Origin of the sequence: Streptomyces sp. NPDC059900 (genome assembly GCF_050270335.1) — a bacterium.
Classification (GTDB): Bacteria; Actinomycetota; Actinomycetes; order Streptomycetales; family Streptomycetaceae; genus Streptomyces.
Genome location: NZ_JBNNJZ010000177.1, coordinates 1 through 14582, shown reverse-complemented (window position 1 = coordinate 14582; position 14582 = coordinate 1). Strand labels below are relative to the sequence as shown.

General features: G+C 70.9%; 15 protein-coding genes and 3 pseudogenes. 7 read left to right on the top strand and 11 right to left on the bottom strand.

Annotated features, from left to right (window positions below; genetic code table 11):
- Positions 1–189: hypothetical protein (locus ACQKIP_RS22735; RefSeq protein ID WP_427743913.1), on the top strand; the 189-nt coding region annotated here is incomplete at its 5' end.
- 229 nt (positions 190–418) lie between these two features.
- On the opposite strand, the gene ACQKIP_RS22730 is transcribed toward ACQKIP_RS22735, so the two are convergent.
- A complete protein-coding gene (locus tag ACQKIP_RS22730) occupies positions 419–625 on the bottom strand; it encodes a hypothetical protein (protein WP_365867120.1) in 207 nt (68 codons plus the stop codon).
- Positions 626–1257: 632 nt separating this feature from the next.
- Here ACQKIP_RS22730 and ACQKIP_RS22725 point away from each other — a divergent pair.
- Together ACQKIP_RS22725 and ACQKIP_RS22720 are read left to right on the top strand one after the other, a co-directional pair.
- On the top strand, positions 1258–1542 hold the full coding sequence (locus ACQKIP_RS22725) for a hypothetical protein (protein WP_365867122.1): 285 nt from the start codon (positions 1258–1260) through the stop codon (positions 1540–1542).
- A 159-nt stretch (positions 1543–1701) separates the two neighbouring features.
- On the top strand, positions 1702–2685 hold the full coding sequence (locus ACQKIP_RS22720; protein ID WP_365867123.1) for a helix-turn-helix domain-containing protein: 984 nt from the start codon (positions 1702–1704) through the stop codon (positions 2683–2685).
- A 206-nt stretch (positions 2686–2891) separates the two neighbouring features.
- Here the strand turns inward: ACQKIP_RS22720 and ACQKIP_RS22715 are convergent, their stop codons facing one another.
- From ACQKIP_RS22715 to ACQKIP_RS22690, 6 genes and pseudogenes are all read right to left on the bottom strand, one after another.
- Positions 2892–3230 carry an ATP-binding cassette domain-containing protein gene (locus tag ACQKIP_RS22715; protein ID WP_427743910.1) on the bottom strand — a complete coding sequence of 113 codons (339 nt, stop codon included), beginning with the start codon at positions 3228–3230 and terminating at the stop codon, positions 2892–2894.
- A gap of 433 nt (positions 3231–3663) precedes the next feature.
- Complete coding sequence (locus ACQKIP_RS22710; RefSeq protein WP_365867125.1) at positions 3664–4101, bottom strand: STAS domain-containing protein; 438 nt, start codon at positions 4099–4101, stop codon at positions 3664–3666.
- A gap of 472 nt (positions 4102–4573) precedes the next feature.
- Positions 4574–4936 carry a VOC family protein gene (locus tag ACQKIP_RS22705; RefSeq protein ID WP_427743908.1) on the bottom strand — a complete coding sequence of 121 codons (363 nt, stop codon included), beginning with the start codon at positions 4934–4936 and terminating at the stop codon, positions 4574–4576.
- Between the two features lie 166 nt (positions 4937–5102).
- Positions 5103–6300, bottom strand: a pseudogene (locus ACQKIP_RS22700) (APC family permease).
- Between the two features lie 203 nt (positions 6301–6503).
- A pseudogene (locus ACQKIP_RS22695) lies at positions 6504–7287 on the bottom strand (TSUP family transporter).
- Between the two features lie 78 nt (positions 7288–7365).
- Positions 7366–7739 (bottom strand): annotated as a pseudogene (locus ACQKIP_RS22690) (cation transporter); the annotation flags it as partial.
- 104 nt (positions 7740–7843) lie between these two features.
- Here ACQKIP_RS22690 and ACQKIP_RS22685 point away from each other — a divergent pair.
- The gene (locus tag ACQKIP_RS22685) at positions 7844–8191 is read left to right on the top strand and encodes an STAS domain-containing protein (protein ID WP_365867127.1); all 348 of its coding nucleotides are present in this window, start codon (positions 7844–7846) and stop codon (positions 8189–8191) included.
- Positions 8192–8361: 170 nt separating this feature from the next.
- Here the strand turns inward: ACQKIP_RS22685 and ACQKIP_RS22680 are convergent, their stop codons facing one another.
- Positions 8362–8736 (bottom strand): STAS domain-containing protein, encoded by a 375-nt coding sequence (locus tag ACQKIP_RS22680; RefSeq protein ID WP_365867129.1) that lies wholly within the window; start codon positions 8734–8736, stop codon positions 8362–8364.
- Between the two features lie 162 nt (positions 8737–8898).
- Here ACQKIP_RS22680 and ACQKIP_RS22675 point away from each other — a divergent pair, with 162 nt between their 5' ends.
- Positions 8899–9357, top strand: coding sequence for an ATP-binding protein (locus tag ACQKIP_RS22675; RefSeq protein ID WP_365867131.1), 459 nt, complete (start codon positions 8899–8901; stop codon positions 9355–9357).
- A 902-nt stretch (positions 9358–10259) separates the two neighbouring features.
- Here the strand turns inward: ACQKIP_RS22675 and ACQKIP_RS22670 are convergent.
- Both ACQKIP_RS22670 and istB read right to left on the bottom strand, forming a co-directional pair.
- A complete protein-coding gene (locus tag ACQKIP_RS22670; RefSeq protein WP_365867133.1) occupies positions 10260–10538 on the bottom strand; it encodes an STAS domain-containing protein in 279 nt (92 codons plus the stop codon).
- An 89-nt stretch (positions 10539–10627) separates the two neighbouring features.
- Complete coding sequence (istB, locus tag ACQKIP_RS22665) at positions 10628–11401, bottom strand: IS21-like element helper ATPase IstB (protein WP_334662233.1); 774 nt, start codon at positions 11399–11401, stop codon at positions 10628–10630.
- A gap of 58 nt (positions 11402–11459) precedes the next feature.
- Here istB and ACQKIP_RS22660 point away from each other — a divergent pair, with 58 nt between their 5' ends.
- A complete protein-coding gene (locus ACQKIP_RS22660; RefSeq protein WP_365867339.1) occupies positions 11460–11741 on the top strand; it encodes a hypothetical protein in 282 nt (93 codons plus the stop codon).
- A 38-nt stretch (positions 11742–11779) separates the two neighbouring features.
- Here the strand turns inward: ACQKIP_RS22660 and istA are convergent, their stop codons facing one another.
- Entirely contained in the window at positions 11780–13255 is a 1476-nt protein-coding gene (istA, locus tag ACQKIP_RS22655; protein ID WP_427743915.1) for an IS21 family transposase, read from the bottom strand.
- Positions 13256–14161: 906 nt separating this feature from the next.
- Between istA and ACQKIP_RS22650 the strand changes: the two genes are divergently transcribed.
- Positions 14162–14338 (top strand): hypothetical protein, encoded by a 177-nt coding sequence (locus ACQKIP_RS22650; protein ID WP_365861945.1) that lies wholly within the window; start codon positions 14162–14164, stop codon positions 14336–14338.
- The last annotated feature ends 244 nt before the right edge of the window (positions 14339–14582 follow it).

The following is a 14582-nucleotide window of genomic DNA, read 5'->3' as shown; positions in this document are numbered from 1 at the left end:
GTCCCCGCGCGGTGGCTCGTCCCGCTCCGGTACGCCAAGACCGTGCCGGGCAGTGCATCCCTGCGCCGTCTGGCCCGCCCTGCTGCCCGACCTTCAGTTGCTGTGCGTGCGGTGTTCGCCGTCCCGCTGACGGCCGGCCCCGTAACGGCCGCGCGCTCGCCGGCCACCGCGGCGGCCCGGGCGGCATGAGCGGGGAGCAGCTGGCCGACGCTCGGGAACTGGCGGCCGCGCCGGCCCGGGCCGCTGTTGCGGACCCTGGCTTCGTCTTCGCCCTGCAACTGCCCTTTGCCCGCGTCGATGAAGCAGCCGGCGCGCTCTTCCAGCAGCTGGACATCTGGTCCGACAATGCCCTGCTGCGGTTGCGGGCACACGCCCCGGGGGGTGCTTCTATCTGTCCGGTCAAGGTCTGTGGGCTTGGTCAGGCTGCTTGTTCGTGTCGCGGTCGGAAGAGGGTGCCCTTGCGCTGCAGGCGGGCGAACAGCTGGCGCAGCTGCGGCTCGTTGTTGGGCAACGGCCTGTCGAACGTAGTGCGGCCGTCCTTCAGCAGGGCCGTGCCGTGATGCTCGGCCTTGCCTGCGTCCAGGGCGCAGAACACATCGAACGAGGCGAAGTTGTTGCTGGTCACCGGGCTTTCCCCTCCCCGGAGTTGCAGCCGTTGGCCCACCGGGCACCGGAGGCCGGCAGCCACATTCCGCAGCCCTGCCGGTGGGCGGACACGCTTCTATCAGCGACCATCCGGTGCCGCCAGGTCCGGCGACAGCCCCCCCCCGGATCATCAACAACAGGGGCAACGAGCCATACCGGCCCCGGAGGCCACGAGCCCCGTTCGGGCTCTACTCGAAAGGTAATGGGCACGGCCGCAGTCTGTGGGGCACCGCCCGCGCTGTGCCCGGTCTCCGCATCCGCCTGGCCGGGGACACCGGAACCGAGGTGTGAACTGGCGTCGTGTGGCGGCGGCCTTGCGCCCCCTCTGGCTTCGTTGTGCGGATGGTTAGCCTTTCTGAGCTGCGCGTTCGGTGCTGCGTTCCGTGTGCTGCCGGTCCCGGCCTGCCTGTCACTTTCGATGCAAGGGAGCAAACGTCGTGTGGGCATGGCCTTTGTCCGCACGGGCCCATCCTGTTCGGTCGTACCCGGCTCCTCTGCGCAGGTCTGCCTCGCGCTTGTTGTGGCACGCCTTGGACCTGTCACGCGGCCGGCGAGGGCGGCAGCGTAAGCGTTCTGCAGCGGCGGCGGGCATCATCGCGAATGGTGGAGGAAATGCACATCGACCGGGCCCGGCAGGCCCTCCAGCGGCAGGATGCCCAGCAGATGCGCCAGAGGGCACGAGCGGCCGTGGCCGCTGCCGCCACCATGCGGGCCATCGCGGCCCAGTCCTTCCTTGCCGCACGACAGATGCGTATCGACCTGGACGAAAGTAGCTGGATCACCAGCCGGGCCGCAGCGGGGCGGAAGGCATCCGGCAGTGATCCCTCCTCACCGCGGCCGGAGGCCGCTGGGCGTTCTCCGCAGCCGCCGGCAGCCGCCGTCCGGGCCCGGGTGTAGGAGCAGCCGCGCACCCCAAGAGTCCCGGCGAACTCATCCCCCGCCTGCACAGGCGATGGTCGGGCCCGAGCGCGCACGTCGAAGGCCGCCGACAGCGGCCCGCCGAGCGGCAACCGCGTAGGCTGGAGAGGAACAGCGGCTGCTGTAAGGAGGGGCCTCATGTCCGACGCTCCGGCCGACGGCCTCCCGCCCGAGCGCCTCGAGTTCGCCACGACCGACCCGGACGAGGCACAGGACTTCATCGCCCGGATGTACCGGGCCGGGCGGCCCCCGCGGACCCGAAGCGCGGCCCTGACAGCCCCCGTGTCGATCTCCCAGGTCAGCGCGGGCGGACTGAGCTACGTCGATTTCACCATGCCACCCGACGTCACCTTGCACCTGACCGGTACCAGCGACCTGTCGGTGACCACACTCATCACCGGTGGCACCCACGCGGAACTGGGCAAGAACACCGAGCGCTACACCACCGGAGACGCGTTCCTGGGCAGCTACCCAGAGGGCGACTACCAGGTCCGGTGCCTGGATTTCCGGGCCGGCATCATCACGGTGCCCCACGCCGCGCTCCAGGCCGTCACAGCGCTGCCCGGCCGGCCCAGCCCGCCCCTGCGGTTCACCTCCCTGCGCCCGTCCTCACCGGCCGCCGCCCAACAGTGGAAGAACGCCGCCGGGTTCGCCCGCGACCTCCTGACCAGCGAGCAAGCCGCCATCAGCCCTCTGATCACCGGCAGCACCGCCCGGCTGCTGGCCGCCACCGCCCTGACGGTCTTCCCCAACACCGCGCTGCCCGGGCCCTCCAGCACCGACGACCGCGACGCCCGTCCGGGAACGCTGCGCCGCGCGACCAGCTTCATCGAGGACAACGCCCACACCGACATCGGTATCGCCGACATCGCCGCGGCCGCCCGCGTCAGCATCCGCGCGGTCCAGCTCGCCTTCCGCCGCCACCTTCAGCTGACCCCGCTGCAGTACCTGCGCCGGGTCCGCCTCGCCCGCGCCCGGCGCGAACTCCTCCTTGGCGACCCCGCCGCGCAGACCGTCACGGCCATCGCCTACCGCTGGGGCTTTTCCCACCCGGGCCGCTTCGCCGCCGACTACCGCACCGCGTACGGCGAACCCCCCAGCCAGACCCTGCGCCGGCGGTGACGCACCGACCACACCCACCACAACCCGGTACCGGCTCCGGGCCCTCGGGGATCCCGCCCCTGCGACCCCTCGCTGTATACGCCTGTCCTCGACGGCAACACCCTGCCCGTCGTGCCCCTGACGGGTCCGGCGACCGTCTGCGTGGCCGGCCGGGGAGTAGGACGTTCCGCCCGGCCCGGTGGGCGTCGGGCGAGGGCGGCCGCCTGTCACCCTGCCGGGATGCCGGCCGTTTGCGGCAGTTCCAGGTGCTCGCCCTCGAACCGCGTGCGTAGGGCCTGGTCGTGTGTGACCAGCACGATCGCCCCGGGGAACGCGGTCAGTGCCTCCTCCAGCTGTTCGACCAGTGCCGGTGGCAGGTGGTTGGTCGGCTCGTCGAGCAGCAGGAGGCCGGCGGGCCCGGTGACCAGACGCGCCACGTCCAGGCGGCGGCGCTGGCCGTGGGAGAGCTCGTCCATGCGCAGCCGCAGGTGTGCGGTGCCGAAGAGCCCGAGGGCAAGCAGCGCCTCACCGCGGTCGACGCGCACCGGCGGCGCCGGCTTCACCATGCGCCCGCCGCCGGGACCGCTTTCACGCTTGGGGGGCGAGCAGCTGCCGCAACGGGCCGATGAGGGAATCGTCCAGCCGTCAGGTGGGTGTGCCAGCGGGGAGTGGACGTGGGGCCGCGTCAGCGGAACTTGCCCGGTTCCCTCCCGCCCGGTGTCGCCACGTTCGCGGGCTCTGCCCACCGGGGCTGTCGGAGACGGCTCGGCGAGCCTGAAGGCCCGCAGCCCGTTGACCGTGCGAGCGATGCCCGGAGTCGCTGGGCACACCGGCTGCTGCGGCGGCGGCACGCACGCTGCCGGACACCGTGGTCTGCCGGACGCCGCCGGCGGCCAGGGTGTCCGGGGCGGCCTCGCGTGCAGGAGGGCGTGTACCGGGTCGTGGCGGGCGCGGGCATCCGGGGCCTGCCCGGCGCACCGGCCCCTTCTGTCCCGGGTCTCACCCCTCGCCTGGGACGACGGCGGTCTGCTGCGGGTCTGCGGTTGTCCCTTCCGCCGTCCGCGAGGCCGCAGACAGCTGCTCGGCGTCGGGGGCGGGCGGGTATGGAATCTCTTCCAGGCGCAGCGTGGCAATGGTGTCGTGGCCGCGTTCGGCGAGCCGGGCGCGAAGTGCGAGATCGGGGCGGGCGCGTAAGAGGAGGTGCTGGGGCGGGGTGATCCGGCGGGCGAGGACCGCGAGGAAGTCCAGGGCGCCGTGGGAGATGAAGCGGACGCCGGTGAGGTCCAGGACCACTGTGTCGGTGCGGGCGGCTTCACCGGCCACGGCCAGGGCCAGAGGTCCGCGGTGGTCGGCTAGGACTTCGCCCCGCAGACGCAGGCCGGGGCCGTCGAACAGGGGCAGCACGAGCAGGATTTCGTCGGCGTAGTAGCCGTGCATGGCTTCTCCCGGGGGCTGGGGGAGGCACTGCTGGCCTGAGCGCACGTGAGGGGCCGGGGGCGTGCGCCATGGAGGCAGTGTTGTGTGGCGGGCGCAGGCTCCCGCTGCTTGGAGCCGCTGGCGCAAAGGGCCGCACCCCGGGGCCCGGGCGAGCGCCGGCAGATCGGATGCTGCGCTAACAGCACCCCATCGACCACGGTCTGTTGCCAACGTACTGCCGGGCGCGGAGCATTTGGAAGGCATATTCCGGATCATTTCCTGCAAGGCCCCACTGCTCCTGCGCCGATCGCCCCCGAGGGGCGGTCGTATGGCCCCGGACCGCGTGCGGGCCCGGGGCGGGGCGAACTGGACGGGGTCGCGGCAGAGCGGATCGCTGCCGGTGCGTGCCTTGACCGGACCTGGAACCGAGCTGCCCTGGGGCGTGTTTGGAAAGTTGGGTAGCCGTTAGCCGTTAGCCGTTAGCCGTTAGCCGTTAGCCGGTGCTTGGTGATGGCGATGAGGTGCGTGGGCGATGGGCTCGAATGTCCACAGGGCGTCCATCGGGATCGCGAGCTGTCATCGTCCACTGCGCGGGCAGTGTTTGGATCTGTCCGACCGGCCACCCGGCGCCCAGGATTTGTTCGCGGACCTCACACAGTTGCGCGTGTGTTCCCACGCGCAGTCCCCATCCGGCCTGGCTGAGGGGGTCGAGGTCAGTGGTGGGGGCGGTAGCGGTTTCGACGATCATCAGGTGGTCATCGCCGCCGACGTCGCTGACCGCAATCCGGGGATCGGGAGGGGTTGCGGCGCGCTCGAATGCGAGCACTGCTCCGAGCAACTGCGTGTAGTACGCCACGGGCCGGTCAAAACCGGCCCGTGGACCGAGCCAGATGGTTGATTCCGGAAGCGCGCGGGTTCTCAGAATCCCGAGTTGCTTTGCAGGTGAACTGGCATGCACATCAGCCCCCTCCCGCCGCTTGGCGTGCGGGTTCGGCCCCTGTCGGGCTTGCCGCTCGGATGGGTCAGGTCGTGTTGCTCAGTTGCCGCAGTCCGTAGGCGGCGGCTCCGACGCTGAGGACGGCGGCGCCGCTGATAAGGGAGGACACCGGGAGGGCGAGGGCCAGGACAAGGCAGCCGGCCAGCCCGAGGACGGGGATGATCCGGGCCGGGCGGCCTTCGGCGGGGGTGAGGGTCCGGGCGGAGGCGTTGGCGATGGCGTAGTAGGCGAGGACGCCGAAGGAGGAGAAGCCGATCGCCCCGCGCAGGTCCGCGGTCGCGGCCGCCGTGGCGACGAGAGCGCCAACGAGGAGTTCCGCCCGGTGCGGGACCTTGAACTTCGGGTGTACGGCGGCCAGGGCGTGGGGCAGGTGGTGGTCGCGAGCCATGGCCAAGGTGGTGCGGGAGACGCCGAGGATCAGGGCGAGCAGCGAGCCGAGTGCCGCGAGTGCCGCGCCGATGCGCACGACGGGCACGAGCCAGTCGGCTCCCGCCGCCCGTGCGGCGTCGGTCAGCGGCGCGCCCGCTGAGGCGAGGCCGCCGGAGCCGAGCACAAGCAGGACGCTGACGGCCACGGTCGTGTAGACGATGAGGGTGATGCCGAGCGCGATCGGGATGGCCGGGGGGGATGGTGCGGGCCGGGTCGCGGACCTCCTCGCCGAGGGTGGCGATGCGGGCGTAGCCGGCGAACGCGAAGAACAGCAGCCCCGCCGCCTGCAGCACGCCGCCGAAGGTGGCGTCCGACCCCACGTCGAGGCGGGTCGCATCTGCGACGCCGGAGGTGAGGGAGGCGACCGCGACGGCGGCGAGCACCGCCAGGACGACGGCCACGACGACGCGGGTCAGCAGGGCGGACTTCTGCACGCCGGTGCAGTTGACCGCGGTCAGCGCCACCACCGCGGCGACGGCGATCGCGTGGGCCTGGCCGGGCCAGATGTAGGAGCCGATCGTCAGGGCCATGGCCGCGCAGGACGCGGTCTTGCCGACGATGAACGCCCAGCCCGCCAGGTAGCCCCAGAACGCGCCGAGGCGCTCGCGCCCGTAGATGTATGTGCCGCCGGAGGCCGGGTAGAGGGCGGCGAGCCGCGCGGAGGAGGTCGCGTTGCAGTAGGCGACGACGGCGGCGAGGGCGAGACCGATCAGCAGGCCGGAGCCGGCCGCGCGGGCGGCCGGGGCCAGCGAGGCGAAGATCCCGGCGCCGATCATCGAGCCCAGGCCGATCATGACCGCGTCCGACACCCCCAGACGCCGCTGGAGTTCGTCGGGGACCCCGGCGGCGGGTGAGGGTGTGCTGGTCAACTTCGTCACTCCTTGATGGCCACGGCCGCACAGCTTCTGCCTCGCGGTCCGCGCAGACGGTAGGGGATCGACCTGAACACGCGATGTTCTCTCCCGTTGCGTGTGCCGGTTGTGCTCTCGGGGCCGTCCTACCGCAGCGCCTGCAGCGCGTACAGCGCGCCGATGGCGCTGGCCAGTGCGCCGAGGAGCAGGCGCAGCGCGGTCTCGGGCAGGCGGGGCTGGAGGCGGGCGCCGAGGTATCCGCCGGCCAGTCCGCCCAGGCCGCAGGTCAGGCCCAGCCACCAGTCGGGGGCGACGTCGCCGGAGGCGGCCAGGGAGAGCAGCGCGTAGGTGGCCGCGCCGACGAGCGAGGTGGCGAACGTGGCCGCGAGGGCGGCGGGCGCGATGCGCGTCAGGGGCAGGCCGCGGGCAGCGAGGACGGGGCCGAGCAGGGAGCCGCCGCCGATGCCGTAGATCCCGCCGACGATCCCGACCGCAAGGGCGAGCGCGGTGAGCGTGGCAGGTGATGGCTCCGCCGCCGCGGCCGGCCGGTGGCGGGCCGGGGCCAGGGTGCGGGTGCACAGCCACAGGCCGAGCGGCAGCAGGAGTGCGGCGATGAGCAGGCGGAAGACGCCGGGGCCGGGGAGGGCGAAGACGCGGATCGTGGCGCCGAGGACGACGCCGGGCAGGGTGCCGGCGACCAGGCGTCGGGCCAGGCCGCCGCGCAGAGCTCCGTCGCGGCGGCGGCCACAGGGCTCCTGGCCCGGCCACCACGTTGAACAGCAGATTCGTCGGGGTGATCGCCGGGCTCGGTACTCCGAAGACGCTCAGGTGGACCGGGAGAAGGAACACCGCAGCCGACACTCCGACCGGCGCGGTGACCACCGAGATCAGCAGCCCGGCTGCCAGGCCCGCGCAGACCGTCCACTCCACCAGTTCCCCGCCTTCCAGCCAGTGCCTGGCCAGTATCAGGGGACCGGGCGGCCGAAGGGCGGGCCCGCAACGCGGTGTTCACGAGCAGCAGGCGCAGCCCGGCGCGCAGCCGCACGCGTCCGTCTCGCTCGCCGCAATCCCGACGGAGGCCGGGGCGTGGGTGGTGGGGGGCGCAGCAGCCCTTGCCCTGCCAGGCGTCGCGGCCCTCCTTGACGGCGATGGCGGCGATGACGAGGGCGGCGATGGGGTCGGCCCCAGGACCAGCCGAGGGTGGCGTTGAGGACCAGGCCCACCATGAGGACGGCAGAGAGGTAGGTGCACAGGAGGGTCTGTTTGGAATCCGCCACGGCGGAGGCGGAGCCGAGTTCGCGGCCGGCACGGCGTTGGGCGGCGGACAGGAACGGGATGATCGCGAGCGAGAGGGCGGCGATGATGATGCCGGGGATGGACTTCGGTGGCCTTTCGCACTGGGGCGGGGTGGGCCGAATCGGTGTACCCGGGGGGCGGCGAGGGGGAAGCTGTGAGCGTGTCCCCCCTGCATGCGAGGAGTTGGTCCATGTCCGGCAGCGGGAGCAGTCCGGAGATGGTCGTGAAGAAGGACGTCGTCTCGGGCGGCTGGGTCCTTGCGGCCCGGGGTGAGCTGGATGCGCAGTCGATCGGCCCGTTGCGGGAGGCGGCCGTGGGTGCGGCTGCCGGGTTTCCTGTGCTGGTCCTGGATTTCGGCGCGGTGACGTTCGCGGATTCTGCTGCGCTGAACCTGCTGCTGATTCTCCATCGGTCCACGAGGCTGTACGTCGCCGCGCCGTGTGCCCGGCTGCTGTGTGTGCTGGAGATGGCGGGTGCGGACCGGGTGTTGAGGATCTATCCGTCGGTGGCTGCGGCCTGCGCAGCCGCAGCCGGGTGAAGCGCACGCCGCCCCTGTCCGCCCTCGGTGCACCGCAACGCCTGCCCTGTACACCCCGGCAGCGATGCGGGTAGGGGTCGTTCACGTGGCGTTTCGTCGTCGTGCGGGCGGTTGCGTGGCGCGCGCCCAAAAGGGGCGGGACTGCGGGTCTGGTGTGTTCCGCCCCGGGCTTAGACGAGGGCCTGGTGCAGAGTGGTGCGGCAGTCGATGACGGTGTCGGCGCCGACGAGGTCCAGGGTGCGCTTGACGGCGGTGGCGGGTGCGGCCAGGCGAAGCCAGCCGCCGGCCTCGGTTTGGGTGTGGTGGGCGGCAAGGAGGATGTTGATGCCGCTGGAGTCCATGAAGGAGACCCGGGAGAGTTCGAGGATGACGCGGGGGCGGAAGGCGTCGCTGTCGTTGAGGGCCTGGTGCAGTGCCGGGCCGCTGTGGTGGTCGATCTCGCCGGCCAGGGACAGCACGCGGATGCCGTCGGTGACGGTGTCCCGGACCGTCAGGCCGCCCGGGGGGTACGGGGGTTGGGTGCCGGCCTGCTCTGGGTGCGTCATGGCGGCGATGGTGGCACACCGCATCGGCGCCCTGCATCCCTGCGCCCGGGGGGGGCATGGCCGGGCGCGGAAACCCGCCTGCGGGACCGGGTGTGCTCCGCGGGTCGGGGGGTAGGCGGGAAGCTTTGAGGCAGGGGTTCGGGCGGGATTCGGGGCGGCGCGATGGTTTCAGGCGAGGTCGGGCAGAGCGGACCGGAGGGGAATTTCCTCGAGACGATGGTGGCGCTGGAGGGCGACGCCTCGTGCATCGCGCACGCCCGCCGGGTAGCCGCCGAGTTCCTCACCACCGCGAAAGAACGCCACCAGGTGCACGTGTCACAGCGCACCCTCGACCTGGCGCAGTTGGTGGTCAGTGAACTGGTCACCAACGCGCTGAAGTACGCGCCGGGCCCGGTGCTGGTGCGCCTGCGCATCACCGGGGGCCTGGTGGCGGTCGCGGTGTGGGATTCCGAGCCGGTTGTGCCGGTGGCCCGGGACACGGACGCGGGCCGCATCGGCCAGCACGGCCTGGAGATCGTGCAGGCCGTCGCCCGCGACCTGTCGGTGGCGCGGGAAGCCGTCGGCAAGCGCATCACCGCCCGCCTCGCCCTGACCGGGACCTCCGAAGCGCGCTCTGCGTAAAGCGGACCGGCCCTGCGGTCGCGGGCGTTCCGCCGGCATTTACCTGGCCGGGCCGCGTTGTCCGCTCCGCGTCGCTGACGCGGGCCGCTCTGCTTGGCACGGTGCCGTGCTCGGGGAGAGGGGGGCTGCCCCCGGCGTTGTGGGGGCGTCGTACGCACAACGCTGTAGGCCGGGCTGGCTCTGTTCATGAGATTGGGTGGCGGGAGGGGGGAGCGGTGGTGAATATGCCCCGGCTCGGGGGACAGGGTGCGTCGGTGGTGGGAGTCTGGGTGTTGGCCGGCCGCCGCCGCGCGGGTGCGACGGCGGCCGGGGGCGCGGGGGATCGAGGTTCTCTCGACCGGTTCTCGCGCGGTGCCCCTCGGGCGGTGGGTGGCTGCGGTTGACCTGGTCCGGGGCCGTTGCGCCCGAAGGGCGATGGCGGGGGCCGCGTTGTCGGTGATGTGGCCCCCGCCGGCCTGTGGCGGCTCGGGGCCGGGGCGCTCGGAATGGTGAGCGCGAGCTCTGTTTGCCTGCCGGCTGGCTGCTGTCAGCATCTGGGCCGGGCCGGTGGAGGGTGGGAGGCTGCGTTTATGCCGCTGGTGGGTCTGTCGTCCTTCGTGCGGGACCGGTTGGGGCAGGTCGCGGAGGAGGCCGTCGTCTTCCATGTGCTGGTATGTGATCCGGCGGTGGTGGGTGTGGGCGGGTGTGAGTGTGGTTGCCGGGGCCGGCTGGAGGCGGTTGGGGGGCAGTTGCGGCGTGTGGACGCGTATGAGGCGCGGCTGTGTGGTTGTGCTCATGGGGGTGTGGGGTGGCCGTGGTCGGCGGTGGATGCCGGTGTTGATCTGATGTGTATGGCGTTGCCGTATGAGCTGCATCCGCTGTGGCGGGAGGAGTGGCGCCCCTAGGATTATCGGGCTGGTGGGTCAGGGCGGGCGCAGGGGCAGCCGGTCTTGCAGGCCCGCGTGTTCGATGGCCGTGTCGGCGGCGGGCCCGGTCCGGGCGATATCGACTTCGATGCCGGCTGCGTCCAGGGCCTGGCAGATGCCCAGCAGGGCGAACAGGCCGCCGTTGTCGCAGTGGGTGAGGGCGGACAGGTCCAGGATCAGCCGGCGTCGTTCGCGGGGACGGGCGGCTGCCTGCACGATGGCCTCGCGCAGGAGTGCGGTGGTCTCGGAACCGAGTTCCCCGGTGTCAACGGTCATTGAGATGCCCAGGTGGGTGGCCGTTGGAGGCCCAGGCTGGTGGCCATCAGGAAGCCAGGCGTGTGGCCAATGGTGTTCCCGGGTGGTGGTCAGTTCAAGGGGACCACTCCCTTCCCGGCGAGGGCCTCGGCGAGGCGATGCGAGTCACCGGTGGTGGTCACGAGGTGAGCGTGATGCATGAGGCGATCGGTGCTCGCGCCCGCGAGAGTCTTCGGCATGATCGTGTCGAAGCCCGATGGGTGAATGTTGCTGGTCACAGCGATGGAGCGGCGCTCGTAGGCTGCGTCGATGATCCGGTAGAACGCCTCGGCGGCGTCTTCCCCGACGGGCAGCAGGCCGATGTCGTCGATGACGATGAGGTCCGCGCGGCAGATCCGGGCGACGGTCCGTGCGGTGGACCCGTCGACCTTCGATTTGCCGATCGCGGCGCTCAGCGTCTCCAGGGTGAACCAGGACACCCGCAGGTCCTTCTCGATCGCGGCCTGGGCCAGGCCCTCGGTGAAGTGGCTCTTGCCCGTCCCCGACGGGCCGGCGATCACCAGATTCTCGGCGCGGCCGATCCACTCCAGGGTGATCAGGGAGTTTTGGGTGGGTTCGGGGATGGTGGAGTCCTCGGCCCGCCAGGAGCCCAGGGTCTTGCCGGTGGGGAAGTTCGCCGAGTGGCGACGAAGACGCCGGGTGGCGGCGTCGCGGCCGGTGACCTCCTCGGATATCAGTAGCCGCAACACCTCGGCGGGGTCCCAGCGTTGAGCTCGGGCGGTGGCCAGGACGTCCGGGGCCGCTTTGCGCATATAGGGCAGGCGCATGCGGCGCATGAGCTTGTCGAGCTCCTCGGGCAGGGCCGGGGCCTGGGGAAACGTCATGGTCGTTAATTCCTTCGTCGGTCAGGATTGGCGCCGATAGGCTCGCCGGGTGATCGATATGCAGGTGCGCGGTGACAGCGGCGACGTCATAGCCCGGGCCGAGGGCGGGTTGCGGTGGACTTCCGCTTTCGGTGATCTGAATCCGGGGCTGTTCCCGATGCTCTGGGGCCTGATTCCCTATGGGGATGCGGTCTTCAACCATCGGCAGGTGTCGCTGCTGCTGGCGGAACTCGACCGGCTCCCGGCCTCTTGCGGCGGTGACTGGGTCGGGCAGGCTCGCGAGTTGTGCCAGGTAGTCGAGCAGGGATCACACCGTTATCTGTGGTTTGTCGGCGACTGACCGCAGAGTCGTGCGTCAAACTTCCTTGAAGTCGCTGCCTACTGGCCCAGGGCTTGCCAACCGATGGTTCCGTTCTGGACGGAGTGGGCCTCGTCCGCGCGGACGACCTCGCCGACGGGCTTGCTGTCCGCAATGTGTCCCAGGATCGAGAGCAGGTCGTCGTCGGCGAAGCGCCCGGCCGTGGCCGCCAGACCGAGGGCCTGGTCGACTTTGTCGTTGCCCAGGACGGTGGCCAGCTCGACCGCGCGGGCCATCTTGGCGCGGATGCGGACCGCGCCGGCGGGGCCGGCTTCCTTGAGCCAGCGCCCGGCCCCGGGGCCGATGCCCGTGAACGCGATCTCCGCTTCCGAGCGGGGCTGCAGCCTCGGCTGGTGGATGCTGCGGCCGTCGGGGTGGTCGGGGTAGTGGGCGTCGATGATCTGTGGAACGCCCGGGGTGGAGAGATGGTGGCGCCAAATCTCCGACAGGTCACCGGAGGTGGTGCGGGCGGTGATCGAGAGTTCCTCGCCGACCACCCGGCACCACACCTTGGCGCCCGTATAGCCCGGCGGGGTCGAGTAGCGCACCGCGTTGAAGCTGATCGTGCGGTCCGAGCCGACCAGCCTCTCCTCGCCCAGTGCGAGCGCGAGCGGCTCGATGGGCAGGACATGCAGCGTGGTGCGTTCGATGTCGAGCCGGTCGGCGGGTATCTGCCCGGTCGCCCGGTGACGGCGGGAGTTCACCGCATCGCACCAGGTCAGGCAGGCATCGGCGAGTTCGGTGAAGGTGTCGTAGGCGGCCAGCAGGTTCGCATCTGTGGGCACAAGATCGGCCTTCGCGATGCGGACGGTGGCCTCCGCGCCGCCCTTCGATTCGGGATCGTAGGGCACGCAGGTGACGACCTGGCAGCCGTAATGCCGGCCCGCGGCGACCATCTGCGGGTGCCGGACCGGGATCCCGGCGATGTGCTCGACGGTGACCGTCTTCGCGTTGTCGGTCAGTACATACGTCGGTGCCCCGCCGATCCGCCTGAGCGTGGTGTCCAGGCAGGCCACCAAAGTGCCCAGCGTGCAGTCCCAGACCGGGATCACCACCCGGAACCGCGACCAGGACAGCCACGCGCAGAACAGCCAGGTCCGACGCCCCGCGATGCGCGGGCCCTCGCCCCAGTCGAACTGCAGCCACCGGCCCGGCTCGGGAATCCACGGGCGGTACGTTCGTCTCTTGCCCGCCTTCCACGCGGTCTTTGCCGTGTTCACCGCCCGTCTCGTCGAGCGTTCGCTGCCCCGGTAGCCCATCTTCACGAGCTTGTCGTGGACCACATCGGCGCGGATCGTCGCCTTCGACTGCTCGACCCACTCCTCGACCTTCTCCAGGAACGCGTCGATCATCTTCGGCCGCGGCTCTCGCTCATAGGGATTGCGCCCGCCGTCGCGGGCCTCGACATACCTCTTGACCGTCTTCGGGTCGTGCCCCGTCAAGGTCGCCGCGGACCAGACCGTCCCGGTCAGGTCGTACGCCTCAAGGATTTCCATAATCTCCGTGTCAGACTTCGTCACAGGACCTCTCCGGCCGGTAGCTGATGCGTGGAAACACCAGCAAACGGGCGGAGGGGTCTCCTCCGGTTAAGGAAGTGATCAGGAACACCACTAATCAGACGGCCATCCACCTGGAATTCCGGTGGCCGTCAGCCTGGACTCGCCTGGCCGCACATCTGGACTTTGCCACGGCCGCCGTCACTCGCAGACGGTTATCTGCCCGGACGTCTGCGCCCCTGACAGCATGCAGACCACCAGGCAGCCCACCAGGCCCACCAGGAACCCCGCACCCCACCACCGGAGAGAGCCGGGTCCCTCTCCCCACGGGCCACCACACTGACGCCGGAACGCGTGGAGCAGCTGTCCGCCGCCGCCATGCGGTGGGCGTAGCGATCGCTAGCCCCGAGACAGAAGCGTGGGGCGGGGGTAACACCTCAGGGCGGTACGTCGAATCCGACACCGTCACACGGCCGTGCCCTCGCGCCGGGACAACGCGGCCAGGCCCGCTTCACCGGGACGTGAGCCCGCGGCAGCACCGGCCGCTAAACAAAGCGGTGTCCGGGGCCACGACTTGGGCAGTCCTTTCAGAAAACTATGCAGGGGGGCACCACCGTGGCAGATCACGGATTTCCGCCGGACCACTCAGATCTAGACGGCCCTGAAGAACGGAAGTTGCAGTACATCACTGCGCTGGCAGAGATGGCTGGAGAAGACGCAAAGCACGTGAACATGTACGTAACTGTGTCACTTACGGCCATTCTGGTGACATTGACACAACTTCCGTTCTCACGACTCTTAGGCCTTCCCTTGGCCCTTCGAGTCGTCCTGGTCCTGGGCGTCGGCATAGCTCTCGGCGGGACGGCGCTTTTCTTCAGGTACGTGCAGGCCATACACCGGGCCCGGATGGCACTGGTCCGATGCCTGGCCTCTGCCGATGCCAGGCACGCCCGCGAGTTGTGGGCGGGCAGCATGGGCGTGTGGAAACACCACAGCCGCGAGTACATCTGGGGGCTGCGATTGAGTGTCGCGGGGCACGCCTTCGTGGCCTTCGTCATCGCCTATCTGCTCCTGGATGGCTGAGCCACGGCCCACAGACCGGCCCGGTCACACGAGACAGCACCGGCCGTGACAAGGGCCGGCGCCCACACCCGGATCTTCCGAGAGCAGCACCTCATACGGGTCCGGGCCGCGGTTGGGGGCCGGCTGGTTCGCCGAGGGTCCACGATGCCGCCGGCTGCCCTGCTGCGCATCGCCGAACACCACAGCCCCATCGCCCGGCGCGGGCGCGCTGCCTCCAGCGCCATGCTGCTCGCCCATGCCCGGC

Bases quoted from the DNA above. Each gene is read 5' to 3' on its own strand.
- ACQKIP_RS22720 (WP_365867123.1), top strand. From the start codon at position 1,702: ATGTCCGACGCTCCGGCCGACGGCCTCCCGCCCGAGCGCCTCGAGTTC.
- istB (WP_334662233.1), bottom strand. From the start codon at position 11,401: ATGACGTTTCCCCAGGCCCCGGCCCTGCCCGAGGAGCTCGACAAGCTC.
- ACQKIP_RS22660 (WP_365867339.1), top strand. From the start codon at position 11,460: ATGCAGGTGCGCGGTGACAGCGGCGACGTCATAGCCCGGGCCGAGGGC.
- istA (WP_427743915.1), bottom strand. From the start codon at position 13,255: ATGGAAATCCTTGAGGCGTACGACCTGACCGGGACGGTCTGGTCCGCG.
- ACQKIP_RS22685 (WP_365867127.1), top strand. From the start codon at position 7,844: ATGTCCGGCAGCGGGAGCAGTCCGGAGATGGTCGTGAAGAAGGACGTC.
- ACQKIP_RS22725 (WP_365867122.1), top strand. From the start codon at position 1,258: ATGCACATCGACCGGGCCCGGCAGGCCCTCCAGCGGCAGGATGCCCAG.
- ACQKIP_RS22710 (WP_365867125.1), bottom strand. From the start codon at position 4,101: ATGCACGGCTACTACGCCGACGAAATCCTGCTCGTGCTGCCCCTGTTC.
- ACQKIP_RS22715 (WP_427743910.1), bottom strand. From the start codon at position 3,230: ATGGTGAAGCCGGCGCCGCCGGTGCGCGTCGACCGCGGTGAGGCGCTG.
- ACQKIP_RS22670 (WP_365867133.1), bottom strand. From the start codon at position 10,538: ATGACCGTTGACACCGGGGAACTCGGTTCCGAGACCACCGCACTCCTG.
- ACQKIP_RS22680 (WP_365867129.1), bottom strand. From the start codon at position 8,736: ATGACGCACCCAGAGCAGGCCGGCACCCAACCCCCGTACCCCCCGGGC.
- ACQKIP_RS22650 (WP_365861945.1), top strand. From the start codon at position 14,162: ATGGCACTGGTCCGATGCCTGGCCTCTGCCGATGCCAGGCACGCCCGC.
- ACQKIP_RS22675 (WP_365867131.1), top strand. From the start codon at position 8,899: ATGGTTTCAGGCGAGGTCGGGCAGAGCGGACCGGAGGGGAATTTCCTC.